The sequence below is a fragment of the Paraflavitalea sp. CAU 1676 genome, from assembly GCF_029223285.1.
GTDB lineage: Bacteria > Bacteroidota > Bacteroidia > Chitinophagales > Chitinophagaceae > Paraflavitalea.
Window position 1 is genome coordinate 1 of record NZ_JARHUJ010000008.1, and the last position, 18,142, is coordinate 18,142.

The 18,142-nt window shown below is 49.0% G+C and carries 11 protein-coding genes; 7 read left to right on the forward strand and 4 right to left on the reverse strand.

The window, feature by feature from the left end; genetic code table 11:
• Positions 1-699: 699 nt before the first annotated feature.
• Positions 700-2,892: a glutamine synthetase III gene (locus P2H89_RS24860; RefSeq protein WP_275832103.1), complete on the reverse strand. Its 2,193-nt coding sequence runs from the start codon at positions 2,890-2,892 to the stop codon at positions 700-702.
• A 176-nt stretch (positions 2,893-3,068) separates the two neighbouring features.
• Entirely contained in the window at positions 3,069-4,331 is a 1,263-nt protein-coding gene (locus tag P2H89_RS24865) for a hypothetical protein (RefSeq protein ID WP_275832106.1), read from the reverse strand.
• A gap of 63 nt (positions 4,332-4,394) precedes the next feature.
• On the opposite strand from P2H89_RS24865, the gene P2H89_RS24870 reads away from it, so the two are divergent.
• Positions 4,395-5,540, forward strand: coding sequence for a glycosyltransferase family 4 protein (locus P2H89_RS24870; RefSeq protein ID WP_275832108.1), 1,146 nt, complete (start codon positions 4,395-4,397; stop codon positions 5,538-5,540).
• Positions 5,541-5,611: 71 nt separating this feature from the next.
• On the opposite strand, the gene P2H89_RS24875 is transcribed toward P2H89_RS24870, so the two are convergent.
• The gene (locus tag P2H89_RS24875; protein WP_275832110.1) at positions 5,612-6,538 is read right to left on the reverse strand and encodes a glycosyltransferase; all 927 of its coding nucleotides are present in this window, start codon (positions 6,536-6,538) and stop codon (positions 5,612-5,614) included.
• Positions 6,539-6,746: 208 nt separating this feature from the next.
• Between P2H89_RS24875 and purL the strand changes: the two genes are divergently transcribed.
• The 4 genes from purL to P2H89_RS24895 all read left to right on the forward strand — a co-directional run bounded on the left by purL (position 6,747) and on the right by P2H89_RS24895 (position 11,873).
• The gene (purL, locus tag P2H89_RS24880; protein WP_275832112.1) at positions 6,747-8,981 is read left to right on the forward strand and encodes a phosphoribosylformylglycinamidine synthase subunit PurL; all 2,235 of its coding nucleotides are present in this window, start codon (positions 6,747-6,749) and stop codon (positions 8,979-8,981) included.
• Positions 8,982-9,082: 101 nt separating this feature from the next.
• Positions 9,083-10,081, forward strand: coding sequence for an ADP-glyceromanno-heptose 6-epimerase (rfaD, locus tag P2H89_RS24885; protein WP_275832114.1), 999 nt, complete (start codon positions 9,083-9,085; stop codon positions 10,079-10,081).
• A 70-nt stretch (positions 10,082-10,151) separates the two neighbouring features.
• Positions 10,152-10,949: a pyrroline-5-carboxylate reductase gene (gene proC, locus P2H89_RS24890; RefSeq protein ID WP_275832116.1), complete on the forward strand. Its 798-nt coding sequence runs from the start codon at positions 10,152-10,154 to the stop codon at positions 10,947-10,949.
• 54 nt (positions 10,950-11,003) lie between these two features.
• On the forward strand, positions 11,004-11,873 hold the full coding sequence (locus tag P2H89_RS24895; protein WP_275832118.1) for a hypothetical protein: 870 nt from the start codon (positions 11,004-11,006) through the stop codon (positions 11,871-11,873).
• Positions 11,874-11,954: 81 nt separating this feature from the next.
• Here P2H89_RS24895 and P2H89_RS24900 read toward each other — a convergent pair whose 3' ends face one another.
• The gene (locus tag P2H89_RS24900) at positions 11,955-13,031 is read right to left on the reverse strand and encodes a hypothetical protein (protein WP_275832120.1); all 1,077 of its coding nucleotides are present in this window, start codon (positions 13,029-13,031) and stop codon (positions 11,955-11,957) included.
• 1,124 nt (positions 13,032-14,155) lie between these two features.
• On the opposite strand from P2H89_RS24900, the gene P2H89_RS24905 reads away from it, so the two are divergent.
• On the forward strand, positions 14,156-15,805 hold the full coding sequence (locus P2H89_RS24905) for a CTP synthase (RefSeq protein WP_275832122.1): 1,650 nt from the start codon (positions 14,156-14,158) through the stop codon (positions 15,803-15,805).
• Positions 15,806-16,023: 218 nt separating this feature from the next.
• Positions 16,024-17,853: a membrane protein insertase YidC gene (yidC, locus tag P2H89_RS24910; RefSeq protein ID WP_275832124.1), complete on the forward strand. Its 1,830-nt coding sequence runs from the start codon at positions 16,024-16,026 to the stop codon at positions 17,851-17,853.
• Positions 17,854-18,142 lie beyond the last annotated feature (289 nt).

The window sequence follows — 18,142 nt, forward strand, 5'->3', positions numbered from 1 at the left end:
TTTCCGGTATGGCAATAATGCCTACCTGGCCCCGCCCGTCTCATTTCCCTATAGGTCAATTTTCTTTAGCTTAACTAAGTTAAATTAACCTTGCTTAGTACAGTACAAAAGTAAAAGCCCCGCCCAATAAAAGGCGGGGGTGCTCCCATTCATATGCGTTAACCATTAAACCTTATCCTATAGCGTTACATACGAACAATCATGCCCATGGGATTTTCCGGGAGCGAAAAACAGCTGATTGTGTATTATTTGTGAACGATATACCAGTAATGCACATACTTACTTAGGTGTTTGAACTGATGAGGGTATTTTATGACCGGCTATGGGTTAATTATTCCTATAATTACAACATCGTACATCCCGGCTCCTTAACCACCAATAATTAATTGTGGAAACAACTTCCCGTCTTATACCCCCCATTGGGGAAACAGCCAAACCAGGCCGGTGTACAAAGAATTTGTTGAGCGCACCAGGTACCTGTCCACGAATTAACGAACCATTATCCAGCAGAAGTACAGGAGGAAGCACCCCTCACACCAACCCTTTCCCCAAAGAGATACATTCAAAACCATATAAAAATAAAGAACCCCTCTGCTTGCGCAGAAGGGCTCCTTTGCTTGTCATGTCAGTGTACCTATTTTATGTATAGTCGCTGACTAAGAAACTTTTCACGCAGCCACAAGGGCTTTATGAAGATCCTTAGCGCAGGAACAACATTTCGCGGTATTTAGGCAGCGCCCAGTATTCGTCGGCCACCAGCAATTCCAGCTTGTCAACGCGGTAACGGATATCGTCGAAGAACGCATCCTTTACCTGGCTTTGATAAGCAATAGCCTTGGTGCGCGTATCGGTCATCACATTAACCACCTTGCGGGCTTCGATCATCTTCTCAACCAGATCGCTCAGCTTGTTGATGTGCTCGGAGATCTTCTCGAGGATCTGCATTTGATTGGCATAGCTTTCTGCTTTCAGACCAATCTCTTTCAGACCCTTGATATTGTTGATCAGGATGTTCTGGTACTTGATCGCTGCAGGCAGTACATGACTGGTGCACAGCTCACCCATAATGCGGGCTTCGATCTGGATGTGCTTGATGTATTTTTCCAGCTCGATCTCGTGACGTGCTTCCAGCTCAACATGGTTCAATACGTTGTTGTGCTCGAACAGGTGTTTAGCCTTGTCAGTAATCATAGCGTCGAGGGCAAGAGGAGTAGTACGTACGTTGGGCAAACCACGCTTTTCAGCTTCAGCATGCCATTCGTCGCTGTAACCATCACCTTCGAACAGTACTTTCTCGCTCGCAACGATATACTCACGGATAACGTGCATGATCGCGATCTCTTTCTTCTCACCTTTCTCGATCAGGGCGTCTACGTCTTTCTTGAATTGCTTCAGGGTTTCAGCCATGATGGTGTTCAGGGAGGTCATCGCGTTGGCGCAGTTGGCAGCGGAACCTACCGCGCGGAACTCGAACTTGTTACCAGTGAAGGCAAACGGAGAAGTACGGTTACGGTCGGTGTTGTCGAGCAACAGTTCAGGAATGCTGCGGTGCAGGTCGAGCTTCAGGATAGCTTCATCCTGCTCGTCGAATTTGCCACCTACTCTTTCCTTCACATCAGCCAGTACCTTGCTCAGGTAACCACCAATGAATACAGAGATGATCGCAGGAGGAGCTTCGTTCGCACCCAAACGGTGGTCGTTACCGGCAGAAGCGATAGCAGCGCGGAGAATATCAGAATAATCATGTACAGCCTTGATCGTGTTTACGAAGAAGGTCAGGAACATGAGGTTGGTCTTGGGGGTCTTACCGGGAGCCAGCAGGTTTACGCCTGTATCTGTAGCAAGGCTCCAGTTGTTGTGCTTACCGCTACCGTTAACGCCGGCAAATGGTTTCTCATGCAACAGCGCGCGCAGTTTGTGACGGCGGGCAACGCGGTCCATAACATCCATCAGCAGGGTGTTGTGGTCAACGGCAACACTTACTTCTTCGAAGATAGGAGCACACTCGAACTGAGCGGGAGCTACCTCATTGTGACGGGTACGCAGAGGAATACCCAGCTTGTAAGATTCAGTTTCGAAGTCGCGCATGAAAGCGTACACTCTTTCGGGAATAGAACCGAAGTAGTGATCTTCCAGTTGCTGGCCCTTGGCAGGAGAGTGACCAAATACAGTACGGCCGCTCATCAGCAGGTCAGGACGCGCATTGAACATACCTTCGTCGATCACGAAGTATTCTTGCTCCCAGCCCAAAGTAGCAGAAACCTTGCTTACGTTCTTGTCGAAGTAGTTACAAACTTCAACAGCCGATTTATTCAGCGCCTCCAGCGATTTCAGCAGGGGAGCTTTGTAGTCCAGTGTTTCACCGGTATAAGAAACGAAAATAGTAGGGATGCAAAGGGTTTTGCCGGTGCCGATCTCCATGATGAAGGGAGGAGAAGAAGGATCCCAGGCAGTATAACCACGAGCTTCGAAAGTAGCACGGATGCCACCGTTGGGGAAAGAAGAAGCATCAGGCTCTTGTTGTATAAGTGCATCACCGTCAAAGGTTTCCAGAGCGCTTCCGTCACCTTTCAGTGTAAAGAATGAATCATGTTTTTCAGCAGTGGTACCAGTTAAAGGTTGGAACCAGTGTGTATAGTGAGTAACCCCTTTTGTTTCAGCCCATTGACGAAGTCCGGCAGAAATTTGGTTAGCCATAGCCCGGTCGATCTTCTTACCACCTTTAATAGAGGTCAGCAGGCTCTTATAAGCCTCATCACTTAAGAATTCACGAGCTGTTTTAAGCGTAAATACGTTCTCACCAAAGAAGCCGGTAATTTTGGTTGACCCCTCCACCACCGTACCATTCGAAAGCGTTAGGTCGTTGATAGCTTTAAAGCGTAATGATTCCATTTCTTAGTTTTTTGCGTGTTGTGCAAATAAACAATAAATGGAGTGGATAAAAAATTTTTTGAGGCAGATGGGGATTTTTTTAAACAAAATGTGGGAAAAGCTACTGTCCTATTGAATGAAACCTCAGAAATTGCTTCAATTCGGAGTAGAATTTAAATATTTTTCTTTTTACTAATTTAATGCCCGCCAGGCCGCCTCCAGCCTTGTTTAATGGGGCCTGGCCGGCCCGCCAAAACCATCGTTACCAGCAGCAATAACTCAGGAATAGCCTTGTACCGTACAATAGCGCCCGGAAACGGTACCACCAACCCAATGAACAGGTAATTGGCGATACTGAAAAACACCATAAACCAGATCCAGGCCTGGGCTGAGCCCCGCAGCCCGGCCGTATTTCTTCTCAGCAGGGTCATAATCAATAAGGTCCAAAAGAACAGCACTTCAACGGCAGCCATGATCTGCAAGGGCCCGCGCGCTTCCCATAAAAAGGGCCGTACAAAGGCATTCAAAAAGGCTTCGGGTAAAACCTTCAAAAAGCTGCCCGCATCAGGGCTCAGGGGGGTAAGGCCAAACCGGGTATTGCCATGCAGTGTCATGAATTCCGCTTGCCGGTCCGCCACCAGGGCCGCCAGGTTAAAAGGCCCGGGTAAAAAGCCGCTTACCAAAAAGAGGAACGTAGCTATCCCGAACGCAGCACCGAAAACAACCCCGGGCTTGCGATCATACCTTACTGCAATAAACCAGGCCACGACCGCCGGCAGCATGATCAGCACCAGCACATTCCTGAAAATGAAAACACCCGCCAGTCCCAGCAACGCCCACCATAAAGAACGGCGCCGGTGATCATGGATCCATCGGTAGGCATGTATCAGGAAAAAAGAGACGCAGAGAAAAAGGAATCCGTCCGCCCGGATACCCGTGAGCCAGAAAACCACCGGCGGGAAAAAGAAGATCAGGAGAAACAGCCACAAACGCCTGGCCGGAAAGAGTTGCACCGTAAGTTTGAACAATAAGAAATGCCCCCAAAAGGTCAAAAAGGAATAATAGATCGCATTAGCATAGTAGTTGCCTCCGCTCACGAGGTTGAAAATACCCAGCGTTTTAACCTGCAGGTGCCACTCCAGTTTGTCTAAATAATAAGCAAGTGCTTGTGATATATCGCCACCCGATATCCGCCAGGCCTTGATGGGAAGAAAGTCCAGAAAGAACTGAACAGGATCCGTTTTCAACAACGCACATTCATTGATTGACCCGATATGGACATCCCAGGTATCATCACCACCATAATAATGTATGAAAAGATAGCCATAAAAGCAAGCCAGCAGCGCTTTCCAGCCAAAAGCAAGCGCCGCTTCCCAAATAGAGAGAGCCGGCACTGTTCTGCGTGTCAGGTAAACGGTCAGCACTCCAAACAATAAAAAAAACAATATGGTAATAGCCATGAAAAACAATTACCGGTTATGGCAATTGCAATCAAATCTATACATTTGATACAATATTTGCCAATGTCCGGAAAATCAGCGCTACATAAAAAATGCATTGCGTTCGTATCCAACAGTGCCTGGTCGGTATATAATTTCCGGCTCGATGTGATCAATAATCTCCTGGCACAAGGCTATGAAGTAATAGTACTCGCACCCGACGACAAATATTCCGCCCCCCTCACAGAAATGGGATGCCGTTTCATCCCCATCGATTTCGACAACAAAACAAAGAACCCTTTTCTCGATCTGTCTTTTTACTGGCAGTTGAAGAAACTATACAGGCATCACCAGCCTGATTTCATCTTTCACTATGTGGCTAAGCCCAATATCTATGGTTCACTCGCTGCTTCTTCCAATGGAATACCATCAGTGGCTGTGATCACTGGATTAGGTTATGCATTTGCTAAAAAGAACTGGCTCTACCGCGTCATCAGGCTGCTGTATCGGAATTCACTGCGCAAAGCACAGGAAGTATGGTTCCTGAACAATGAAGATGCCCGCATCTTCATCGATGAGAAGATTGTCAACATTGAAAAAGTAAAAGTACTCCCCGGCGAAGGCATCAATACCCGGCATTTTGCACCGATAAAAGTGCACCGCCCGGCCAAACATAGTTTCACCTTTCTGATGAGCACCCGCTTGCTGAAAAGCAAAGGGATCGGTCTTTATGCGGATGCCGCACGCATCCTGAAGAAGAAGAACTACGACGTTCGTTTCGAGCTCATCGGCTTCTTCGAAAACCACCATCCCGATTCCATCACACAGGAAGAACTGACCCGTTGGGAAAAAGAAGGATTGATCCATTATGGCGGATTTGCCAAAGACGTAAGACCATTCCTCGCGAAAGCAGATTGCTTCGTATTCCCTTCCTTCTACAATGAAGGCATACCCCGTTGCCTTATGGAGGCGGCCGCTATGGAATTACCCGTCATAACTTCTATGAACCGGGGCTGTAAGGAAGTAGTGCTGAATAATTCAACCGGGTACATCTGCAACCGCCACGATCCGTTCGACCTGGCCGATAAAATGGAGAAGATGATCAACCTGTCGCACGAAGAAAGAGCGCGTATGGGAAAGAATGGACGTTCACTCGTGCTGCGCAAATTCAACATCGAACACATCATCGACGAATACACCGATACCCTCCAGCAAGACCTTACAGATTAAAGCCTCGGTCACCCGACACGCTGCAGCCGACCTAACCGATTAACGCATCCGGCACAGCCAGGCCTTACGCCTCATCGCACTTCCAACATAGCCGGAAAGAACGGCTTCAAATACGCCAGCACACCCGACTGCCTGATCTGCGCCGCCCAACTCCAATCACGCATATCCGGCGTGAAATAATCAAACGAAGTCACCTTCTCCCAGCTCAGATCGTGCAGGTCAGGCGCCACAAACAGGAACCGGCCGCCAGAGCTACGGGCAAAATCCTGCGCCCAGGCATAATCGGTCGTCACCACCGGCACACCGCAGGCAGCATACTCCAGGAATTTGGTAGAAGTGAGCTGATTAAAAGGAGCCTTATCGGGAATATAGTTCAGGGCAAACCGCGATTGTAAAATATGCTGCATCACCGCAGCCTTCTCTACGGGCCCTTTAAAGATGATATTGGAATAAGCCGAATAACGTTGTCGCAAGGCCTCATAGTTTCTACTCAACAGCAGCAACGACCGCTCCCGCAGATCCCCTTCGGTAAAGCGGTCCAGCAACTGCTCCGGGTTCCGCCCGGCCGAAAGATCGCCTACATATATAAAGTCGTATACCTTTTCGGTAACCCCGCTCACCCCTGCAAACCATTCATCGGCAATGCCCACCTCCATCATACAGGAAGGCACGCTGTCCCGAAATGGGAACCGCCCCTGGGTGTACTCATTTTTAAAGATCCGGAGGTCGGGCTTTGCATTCAACACCAGCTTGCCCCAGTCCTTGAGGCCGCGCAGGGGGGGCGTAGAAGGCGAGATGTACTGGTGGATCCTGAAAACACCGGGTGGGGCAGCACTCCTGTCGAGCCCCATAAAATACCAGTCAACCTGCCTTTTCAGGCCAGGAAGCTCCCGGGGTGTCACCGCCTCACAGCGAATGCCCAGCCCGGCAAAAAATCGGGTATACCCATAAATCGCCGGTAAAAAAGCCTTGTTGTGATGAATTAGTGCAATGGTCATAGACAAACTGGAAAGTCATAAAAGTAATACATTCCCGGCAGCCTCAGGAGAGGCCTTCACAACAAAACCTGGCCAGAAAGCAATTGTCAATCAGTGGCTTGCGCAATCAGCCAAACCGCCTGCTGTAAAAGGTATAGGGGTAAGCGGGGCAAAAAGAATCACGAAACCTAAAGGCTAAATCCGAAATCAATAGTACTTTTGCGGCACCATGGAAATATCAGTTAAAACGGCGCAGCAGTTGCGCCTTACTCCCGAAGAATTCGAGCTCATAAAACAAAAACTTGGTCGCACTCCCAACTTCAACGAACTCTGTGCCTTCAGCGGCATGTGGAGCGAACACTGTAGCTATAAGAATTCCATCAAATGGTTGAAAACACTGCCCCGTGACGGTAAAAGAATGCTGGTAAAAGCCGGCGAAGAAAATGCCGGACTGATGGACATCGGCGACGGCTACGGCGTAGTGTTCAAAATTGAATCCCACAATCACCCCTCCGCCATCGAACCCTTCCAGGGTGCCGCAACCGGTGTAGGGGGTATTCACCGCGATATCTTTACCATGGGCGCACGTCCCGTGGCATCCCTCAACTCCCTCCGTTTTGGTCACCTCAAAGATGCCAAAACCCAACACCTGCTCTCCGGCGTGGTGCATGGCATCGGTCACTACGGTAACTGCTTCGGCGTACCTACCGTAGGCGGAGAGATCTATTTCGAAGGCCGCTACCATACCAACCCCCTCGTCAATGCTATGAGCGTGGGTATCGTAAAAAGCGGTGAAACCATCTCCGCCACCGCGGCAGGAGTGGGCAACCCCGTATTCTTCGTAGGTTCTGCCACCGGAAAAGACGGGATCGGCGGCGCCTCTTTCGCATCAGCTGATATTACCTCCGATAGCGTACAGGAATTACCTGCCGTACAGGTGGGCGACCCCTTCCAGGAGAAAAAACTGCTCGAGGCCTGCCTCGAAGTCATCCAGACCGGCGCCGTAGTAGGTATGCAGGACATGGGTGCTGCAGGCATCATATGCTCTACAGCCGAAATGAGCGCCAAAGGTGGCGTAGGTATGCGCATCGACCTCGATAAAGTACCCACCCGCCAGGCCAATATGAAGACCTGGGAGCTCCTCCTCAGCGAAAGCCAGGAGCGCATGCTGATGGTGGTAGAAAAAGGCAAAGAAGAAGCCGTACAGAAAGTATTCGAGAAATGGGATCTTCCCTGCTCCAATATCGGTGAGGTAACCAACGATGGCCTCCTTCGTTTCTACATGCATGGAGAACTGGAAGCCGAACTGCCAGCCGAAGAACTGGTACTCGGTGGCGGTGCTCCTCAATATACCCGCGAGTACAAAGAACCCGCCTACATGGAAAAGATCAAGGCATTCGATCCTGCCGCGATCAAAGTACCGGCCGACCTCAAAGCCGTAGCGGAAGAACTGGTAACCGTACCCAACATCGCCAACAAACGTTGGATCTATGTGCAGTACGATAGCATGGTAGGAGCCGGCAACGCCTCTACCAACCAGCCCAGCGACGCAGCGATAGTGATCGGAAAGCCAACCGGTAAGGGTCTCGCGCTCACTACCGATTGTAACAGCCGTTACGTATTCGCCGATCCTTATAAAGGAGCCATGATCGCAGTAGCAGAAGCAGCCCGCAACATCGTGTGCAGCGGCGGTGAGCCTCTTGGCGTAACCAACTGCCTCAACTTCGGCAATCCTTATGATCCCGAAGTATACTACCAGTTCGTACACGCCATTCAGGGCATGGGCGAAGCCTGCCGCAAGTTCGATACGCCTGTAACAGGTGGTAACGTGAGCTTCTACAACCAGAACCCCGATGGAGCCGTATATCCTACACCTACCATTGGCATGGTTGGCCTGCTCGACAGCGTGAACGATAAAATGACCATGTACTTTAAAGAGGCCGGCGATGTGATCTTCCTCGTAGGTAAATCCCGCGCCGACATCAACTCTTCCGAATACCTGCACAAAGTGAACGGCGTAGAGCACAGCCCTGCCCCTCACTTCGATATTGAAGAAGAGTTTACCCTGCAGCAAAAAGTAACCGAACTCATCAAGGCAAAAGCCATCGAGTCGGCCCACGATACCAGCGAAGGTGGCCTGTTCATCACCCTGCTCGAATCCGGTTTCCACAAGAATCTCGGCGTAGACGTGAAGGCCGATGACAGCAGCATCCGCAAAGATGCCTATTGGTTTGGCGAAGCGCAAAGCCGCGTAGTGGTAAGCGTTAAGCCGGCGAAAGTGGCAGCCTTCCGCAAACTGATGGGCGATCACCCGTTTGCCGAACTGGGTACCGTAACCAATGGAGCTATCAACATCGATGGAGCCAACTGGGGACCCACCATCACCTGGAAAGAAAAGTATGATACCGCCATCGAGAACCTGTTGGCCGGTACAGAATCAGAACAGGCATTAAGCGCATTATAAAATCCTGCACCTGCATTAAACAAGCAGTAAACGCAATAGAACCGGTGATCAGTCAGGATGGTAACATGTTGATTGATCACCGGTCTCATTAAAAGCTAACCATGAACAAGAACGCAACCATCGTCGTAACCGGAGCAGCAGGATTTATAGGAAGTTGCCTCGTCGGTTTTCTCAATAACCACGGCTACAACAACCTTATCCTCGTCGACGAATTCACCAGGGCCGACAAAGCCCCCAATCTGGATGGCAAAACCTTCCGGGAGAAAGTAGAACGCGAACAATTCTTCGACTGGCTCGGCAACGAAGCCAATACGGTCGATTTCATTTATCATATAGGCGCCCGCACTGATACCACCGAATTTGATTATGCCGTACACCAGAAGCTCAATGTGGAGTATTCACAGAAGATCTGGTCTTATTGCGTATGGAACCAGGTGCCACTCGTATACGCTTCTTCAGCCGCCACCTATGGCGCCGGCGAATTGGGGTACAACGACGATCACGAAGTGCCATTCAACTTAAAACCTTTGAACCCGTATGGCGTGTCGAAGAATGAGTTTGATAAATGGGCACTGCAACAACCCACGCATCCCCCCTTCTGGGCCGGCTTGAAATTCTTCAATGTCTACGGACCCAACGAAAACCATAAGGGCCGTATGGCCAGTGTGATCTGGCATTCATTCAACCAGATCAAAAAAGACGGACTGGTAAAGTTGTTCAAGTCCCATCGACCCGATTTCAAAGACGGACAGCAGCTGCGCGACTTTGTGTACGTAAAAGACCTGCTCAATGTTTGTTACTGGTTGATGGAACAGCACGATGCAACCGGCAATCAGTTGACCAGCGGCTTATACAACCTCGGAACCGGAAAGGCAAGAAGCTTCGAAGCCCTGGTGAAAGCCACCTATGCAGGCCTCGATAAAGAAGCCAACATACAGTACATCGATATGCCCGAAGATATCCGGGACAAATACCAGTACTTTACCGAAGCCAATATGCAGAAGCTGATCGCTGCCGGTTACAAAATACCCTTCCACACATTGGAAGAGGGGGTGGACGATTACGTACGCAACTACCTCTCAACAGGTAAATATTATTAATAGGCTATTTTATAAAACGCCGGCCGCAACCAACCGGTGTTTTGTAAACCCTGCTCCAAACTAAACGCTCATGAGTAAGAAGATTGCCATCATCGGCGGGGGAAACCTCGGCACCGCCATTGCAGAAGGATTGATCAATAGCGGCTTCTCCAAACCCGAGCACATCCTCATCACTAAGCGCAACATCAAAACCTTGCAAGCCCTCGAGCAAAGAGGGGTGTTGGTGGGTGACAACAACCTCGAAGCAGTCGCTTTTGCCGACCTTATCATACTCGCCGTAAAGCCCTTTCAGGTAAATGATGTATTGGCCAAATTGAAAGACGCCATCGAACCGGCCAGGCATACCCTGATGTCGGTAATAACCGGTATCTCCATCGATCAGTTGCTGAAAGCAGTAGGGAAGAAGGTGCCGGTGATACGCGCCATGCCCAATACCGCCATCGCAATCCAGGAAAGTATGACCTGCCTGGCAGCACACGAGGTCAGCAAGGAACTGGTTACCTACACAGAAGATCTTTTCAATCAACTGGGCCGCGCGGTTTGGATCGACGAAAAGCTGATGGATGCAGCCACCGTATTGGGTGCTTGCGGAACAGCCTACGCCATGCGTTATATCCGGGCCAATATACAGGGAGGAATAGAGATTGGTTTCGATGCGGCCACGGCAACGCTGATAGCTGCCCAAACAGTAAAAGGAGCGGCAGACCTATTGTTGAAGAAGGGAACCCACCCCGAGCAGGAGATCGATAAGGTAACTACTCCCAAGGGATGCACCATCGCAGGTCTTAATGAAATGGAACACCAGGGCTTTAGCTCATCCCTGATCAAAGGCATAGTAGCCAGCTACGATAAGATCGCCAAAGATTAGCAGTTCCATAACGCGCATACTTGCCATTAAACCTTGTTCACCAAATCTACAAATATGAAAAAGCAGATCTTATCCTGCGTATTATTGATCTCTGCCCTTTATTTGCAATCTTGTACCAAAAGTGTTGAAAAGGAAGCGCCTTTGGAAGAAATCAAATCAGCTACTCCTGAAGAAAGAGAAACGCTGAGTGTCCAGGATCCCAGTAAGGTATTTGTCGAATACGTTAATGGGCAATATGTAACCTCTTATCAGGGGGGATTAACTTTCGGCCCCACATTGCCACATCCCATTGACGATCCTACAGGGGTTTATGACGGTTATCAGATACCTACGATCGAGTTCCTCAACTGGACATTAAATGCTGCTGCACTGCCTTATACCCTCGACGGCGCTTATTTCTCCATGCTACAGCCTACATTTCCAAGTTCGGGTATAACTGGTGAGGCAGCCACGATTAGTTCAATAGAGACCTATCATTCGGCGCTTTATGATATATGGCAAAATGCAACCCTCACGCATACTCAAAAAGTACAGCAGGCAAATGCCGTTGCCACACCAACGATCACGGCTGTTGCGTCGGGAGGAGGAGAAGTTAAACGTGTTTCTGGTTTGCTGATCAGGGATCATGAATCCCCTACCAAAATGTCGGTGGTAAATGAGAAGTATATGGTTCCAACTGTTACAGGAACAGATAAAATAGTTGGCGTAGTTAACACTGGTGGTTATCGAATAGATATGTTTGCGCCAAGTTCAAGCACGGCCGGGCCTGTAACAAGGGTGACTGTCGAATATCTAACTTCTCCAAGAACCGTAGCATCATACAATATAACTTACTCAGGAACCTGGGAAAGCTATCATACGGTAGGAACACTTACACTCTCCAACGGTACTGTGTTTAATATCAACCATTACCTGGAGCCCTAAATTATAGATCAGCGAAGCATAATTGATTTATACGAGAAGAAGATGGCATTTTGTCATCTTCTTTTTTTTAGGATAGATGCCTTAATAGAACTTCCCATTCTCTACATCTACCTGGAAGGCGCGCAGGTTCACCAGTCTTTTTTCATATTGGGTCACCTCACTAACGCCGGCCGATGCCAGCAACAAGGGCCAGCTCGCACCGGCAATAACAGGCATGCGGGGCGCTTTGAATTCCATGGAAGCCGTGCCATAAAATTCCCAGGTCTGTTGATGGTTGTACAGCGGGAAAAAGTTCGAGCCCATCCGGATGAAGGTGATCTCGCCATCGCAGAAGCCCCATACATTCTTACGGGGATACAGCTTGCCATCCTGCTCTTTCACGTATAGGATATCGGTCAACGATTCAAACCTTACTTCAAAGTCCGGGGCAGAAGGGGTTCCTTTTTTAAATTCATTGAACGACAGGTAAACACCCTTTGCCGGCTTCCACTGGTCGGGGGTAAGGAAATACCGGCTGTTAAAGGCATCCACTTGTTCCTGGGTCATTTTCCGTCTCCGCATCACCTGGGCAAAATCGGTGCGTCCCAACTCCTCCAATCCTTGTAAGAGGGTATTGGTGATAAAGCCGCCCGAAGTATAGCCGTTATGCTTACGCGCATATACCACGGTATCGATGCGGTACACCGGATGCAGGGCTTCAGCCGATTGCAGGTAAACTTCCGCTTTCAGGTAAAGCCAGGCATTTTTCGGATGCGTATTGTGCAGGCTCAGTTCTGCCGAGTCGAATTCCGACAACCACATTTTCCTCAGGTACACGACCAGTTGCTGCGTCGATCCCTTTTGCAGGTTCCCGTTATAGTGAGCCATGAGAAAATTGGTGAGTTCCTCACTGGTGTTGTTGGTAAAGCGGTATTTGTACGAGTGCCGGTCTTTGGTAGAACGGTAAAAGCCAAGTTTGGTCGTGTCGGGCCTGATATCCCGTACCACAATAGCCGAAAAAGGCAGCACACCGGTTTCCGTTGACGTAGCCACAACGGGATATATGACCTTATACAGGCTCTTATTGGAGGGGGCAAGGGTCGAAGAAAGCGACCGCTGACCGAAATGGGTTTGGCTGAGCAAAAGCAAGGCTGCTAGTAGAACGGATAACCTGGACATGCAAAATTGGATTAGGCAGTTAGAAAATGAGTCAGGGGCTCATCCACAGGTCTATGATTTTGAAAGGAGATTTTAAAAGGTATATAGATCAAAAAGGGAGGGCGAATACGAATAACTGCCGCACAGTCATTCAGAAACACCAAAATACTGAAAATATGTGTAACTGCGGTAAACCCGGTTCAATCTCTTAAATATGTGGCCCAACTGCGATATTTGAATAACCACACGCAAAACTCCTATAACAGGCAATCACCATTCGTAAAAATAACGTAGCCAGCAGCGTATTGCTACGAAAATGTCAATAAAACCCTGTCGGTAGCTTGCAAATGAAATAAAAATTGCCTTCCTTCGTTTTAGAAATACTTTAACTCCCTTGATCCAATTTTACTATGAAAAGTGAGAGGTTTACACAAGTCGTCTTACTGGTAGAGATCGTAGCAATCGGCTTCTTGCATTCCGCCAAGAGTAGCCGGCCAGAAACCGTAACTGCCAAAAGTATTCAAACTGCACCGCAGCAAGCGAAAGGGCAGCAGCCCAATCAATGGAATAATTTTACCCTCATCAGACTAAGATAAACCACGTAGCGCGCCCATCCCCCGTAAGGAGCGTTCACCTGCTTGCCCGCGTAAGCACTACTATCCACCTGCCGGTCCCGGCTAAGCAATGCCCGCTGCTTTTTCCTCCTAAGCAAGATCCCCCCTGCGCGTCACGCGCAAACAACATCCCGCTCAGTATCCTACGTACGCACCAGCCCATCCGCTTTTTCAGGCCCCGTAAAAGGCACCTCAAGGCCCAGGTCATCCTATCTCTATATAAGTTAATACCTCTTAAACGGTAGGTTTTTCCACATTACGTTTTTGTGATTTTTATCAGCCAAAAAATTCGTGTATCTTTGCATGACCTTCAGGAAATAGTATTCCCCTATTGTGGTTTTCCGCTGGTCATAACCGGACTGGTTCAATAATCAAGTAAAAAGTAGTACGCCAGATATACAGACATCCAAGTAAACCCTGTTAAATCCATTTGGCAGGGAGCCCGGCGGTGTTTGTGTGGCTTATTATTTTGTACCCGTCCTGCAGCCGTGTTAGAAACTGAGCATTGTAAACTGATTTAACGAATATATTATGGCCAAGTACATTTTTGTAACAGGAGGTGTAACGTCTTCATTAGGAAAAGGGATCATTGCCGCGTCATTAGCCAAGCTATTACAGGCAAGAGGATTAAGGGTAACTATTCAGAAATTCGATCCCTACATCAACGTGGATCCAGGTACACTCAACCCCTACGAGCATGGTGAGTGTTATGTGACTGAAGATGGTGCCGAGACCGACCTCGATCTCGGACACTACGAGCGTTTCCTGAACATCTTTACCACACAGGCCAATAACGTAACAACAGGCCGTATTTACCAAACTGTCATCAACAAAGAAAGGGAAGGAGCCTTCCTCGGAAAAACAGTTCAGGTAATCCCCCATATCACCGATGAGATCAAGCGCAGAATGCTCCTGTTGGGCAAAAACAATGAGTATGATGTGATAATCACTGAGTTAGGTGGAACTGTGGGCGATATCGAAAGCCTTCCGTTCATCGAGGCATTGCGCCAGCTCCAGTGGGAACTGCCCGAGGAAGATACCGTAGTCGTGCACCTTACCCTCATCCCTTACCTCAAAGCGGCCAAGGAACTGAAAACAAAGCCCACCCAGCACAGCGTAAAAATGCTGAGCCAGGAAGGCGTGCACCCCGATATTATTGTATGCCGTACAGAGCGCTCCCTGTCGCCCGACCTGCGCCGTAAAATAGCCCAGTTCTGTAATGTAAAGCAGGAAGCGGTGATCGAAGCAGCCGATGCCCCCACCATCTACGAAGTACCACTGGCTATGATGCGGGAGAAGCTCGATCTCATCTGTATGAAGAAGCTCAACATCACTACACAGAATGAGCCGGAACTCCACCGCTGGAAAGAGTTCCTCGACAAGCTGAAATACCCCAAGAGCCAGGTCACCATTGGCCTCATTGGAAAATATATTGAACTGCAGGATGCTTATAAATCCATCCTGGAGGCATTTGTACACGCAGGCGCCATCAATGAAGCCAAAGTACAAGTGGTAAACGTGCACAGCGAATTCATAACCGACGACAACGTAGCCGAAAAGCTCGCTAACCTCGATGGATTGCTGGTAGCCCCAGGTTTCGGTCATCGTGGCGTGGAAGGAAAGATCATAGCGGTGAAATACGCCCGTGAGAATAACCTGCCATTCTTCGGTATTTGTCTCGGCATGCAGATGTCGGTCATTGAATATGCCCGCGATATCCTCAATCTGAAGAAAGCCCATTCTACCGAAATGGACCCCAATACGCCCGATGCGGTCATCGATCTCATGGAAGAGCAAAAGAAGATCACCGCTAAAGGTGGCACGATGCGCCTGGGTTCTTACACCTGTCAAACGAAAGAAGGTAGTCTGGCGCGCACCATCTACGGCAAAGAAATGATCACCGAGCGCCACAGGCACCGTTGGGAGTTTAACAACCAGTACCTCGCCCGCTTCGAAGAATCCGGCATGGTAGCCAGTGGTAAGAATCCCGAAAGCGGACTGGTAGAGATCGTGGAACTGCCCGCGCACCCCTTCTTCATCGGCGTACAATACCACCCCGAATTGAAGAGCACGGTCGAAAACCCGCATCCGTTGTTCGTGCACTTCATTAAGGCAGCCAAAGAATACGCCGATCAGAAAAGCGCGGTAAAGAACCCGCTTCTGCAAAGCGAAATGATATAACGACACATTCAGCCTGATCCTGGATCAAGTTGAAAATCAATAGCGGCACATTGAGTAACAAGTATTTACGGTTATTCAATGTGCCGTAATATTTTAAGGCACACCACGACTAAATAGACGGGAAAGCCCCGGCTGGGCTTCACACATAAATCATTTGTCATAAACCCCGGCCCTAGCCATATTCCCCTATCTTTGCACCTCCTAAAATTTTGTATTACATGAACATGGATCGCAATACGATAATCGGCTTTGTGTTATTAGCTGGATTATTGTTTGTTTACCTCTTTATCTCAACCAAGAATACGCACGAGCTCCAGGGCCAGCGCCAGCACTACGAAGACTCTGTGGCCAGAGTGAAAAGGGCCCTCGATTCCACAGCCGCCATCGCCAAGCGCGATACGGCTATCAAAGCCGTGTTGGGAACCGACAGTCTGCTTCAGCAGGTTCAGGGAGTAGAAAAGTTGGTAACCGTAGAGAATGAAGTGATCAAAGTAACCTTTACCAACAAAGGCGGACAGCCCGGTAAAGTTGAACTGAAGAACTATAAATCTGCCGATAGCAACCTGGTAGTATTGAATGGAACATCATTCGATAAGATCTCTTATCCGGTTAATGCGGCGCCCAACCAGGTAACGCAGGTATCCGATCTGTATTTTATCAGCGGTGATGTCGTGAAGAATGCCGACAACAGTCAAAGCATTGTATTCCGGTTCCCGTCAACGAATGGTACGCTCACACATACCTTCACCATCAGGCCCAACGATTACCTCATTGATTTCAATGTACAACTGGCCGGTGCTGATAAATTGTTAACGCAAGGTGCATTTAACCTTACCTGGCAAAACCAGCCCGTATCTCATGAAAGTGATTTCAAGTACGAGCGCTCGCAAAGCACTATCTGCTATTACACGGATAACGACTTCGATTATGTGATGACCAAGTCCGACAGGAAGTTCGAAACCCCCACACAATGGGTGGCCGTATCACAGCAGTTCTTCAACACCGCGCTGATTGCGAAGACTGGATTCAACAGTTTCTCTACTGGCGAAACCCGTTGGACAAGGCACACCGATTCCTCCAACAAGATCGCCGATGTTACCACCACGCTGCAGGCCAAGCTGCCCCTGGGCGCTGATGCATTGGTTCCCCTCCAACTGTACTACGGTCCTAATGATTATAAGATATTGAAGAAGCAGCCGGTGGCTGAGATGGATAAGATCATCAACCTGGGTCGCGATATGTATGCCTTCGTAAGGCCGATCAACAAATACATCGTGATGCCGGTGTTCAACTTCTTCAACAGCTTTATCGGCAGCATGGGTATCGCAATCTTGTTGCTGACGCTCTTTATCCGTCTGGCTACGTCTCCTTTGATGTATCCTGGATACCTGACCAGCGCCAAGATGAAGATTCTTCGTCCCGACCTGGCAAAGCTGAAAGAGAAGTATCCCGATCAGCAGCAGTTTGCGATGGAGCAAATGAAGTTCATGCGCGAAGCGGGTGTAAATCAGTTTGCGGGTTGTTTACCGAGCTTGTTGCAAATCCCCATCTTCTTTGCCTTGTATAGTTTCTTTAACTCCAACATCGCATTGCGTGGAGAGGAGTTCCTCTGGGCCAAGAACCTGGCATCGTATGACGTGCTGGTGCACTTCTCCTTCGAGATCCCGGGTCTGGGTAACCACCTTAGCTTGTTCACGATCACTGCCTGTCTTACCAGCTTCCTGATCTCTTTCTACAACATGGCGTCTACGCCCGATCAGGGTAACCCGGCATTGAAATACATGCCTTATATATTCCCTTTCATCCTGTTGTTTGTGTTCAACAAGCTGCCAGCGGCGTTGACCTGGTACTACACCGTGTCGAACATCATTACGCTGTTGTTGCAGTTCGTGATCCAGCATTATGTGATCAACCATGATAAGCTGGTAGCCAAGATCGAAGACGCGCGCAAAAAGCCCAAGGCGAAATCCAAATGGGCCGAGCGCCTCGAGCTAATGCAGGAACAGCAAAAGAAGATGCAGGAAGAAAGAACCAAAGGAAAAAAATAACCACAGAAGCGCACGCTTCAAGTTCATAGCCCAAGGGCGCCTCGCTAGAGGCGCCCTTGGGCGTTTTATGATGGTAGCAGTGAAGTACCTTCCGTTCAAAATATGGATGTTAATGGATAAACTTATGGATATAACAGTATAGCTGTAAAGTCTGACTACAGCAGAACTTGCTGTTAACCCGCAGCTCCCACCCAAACACCTGTCCGCCAGCCCCCAAGTCCACGTCAGCACCAACCTACCCACAGTCCGACCCACCACCCACCTCACGCCACCATCCACCTAACCCCAA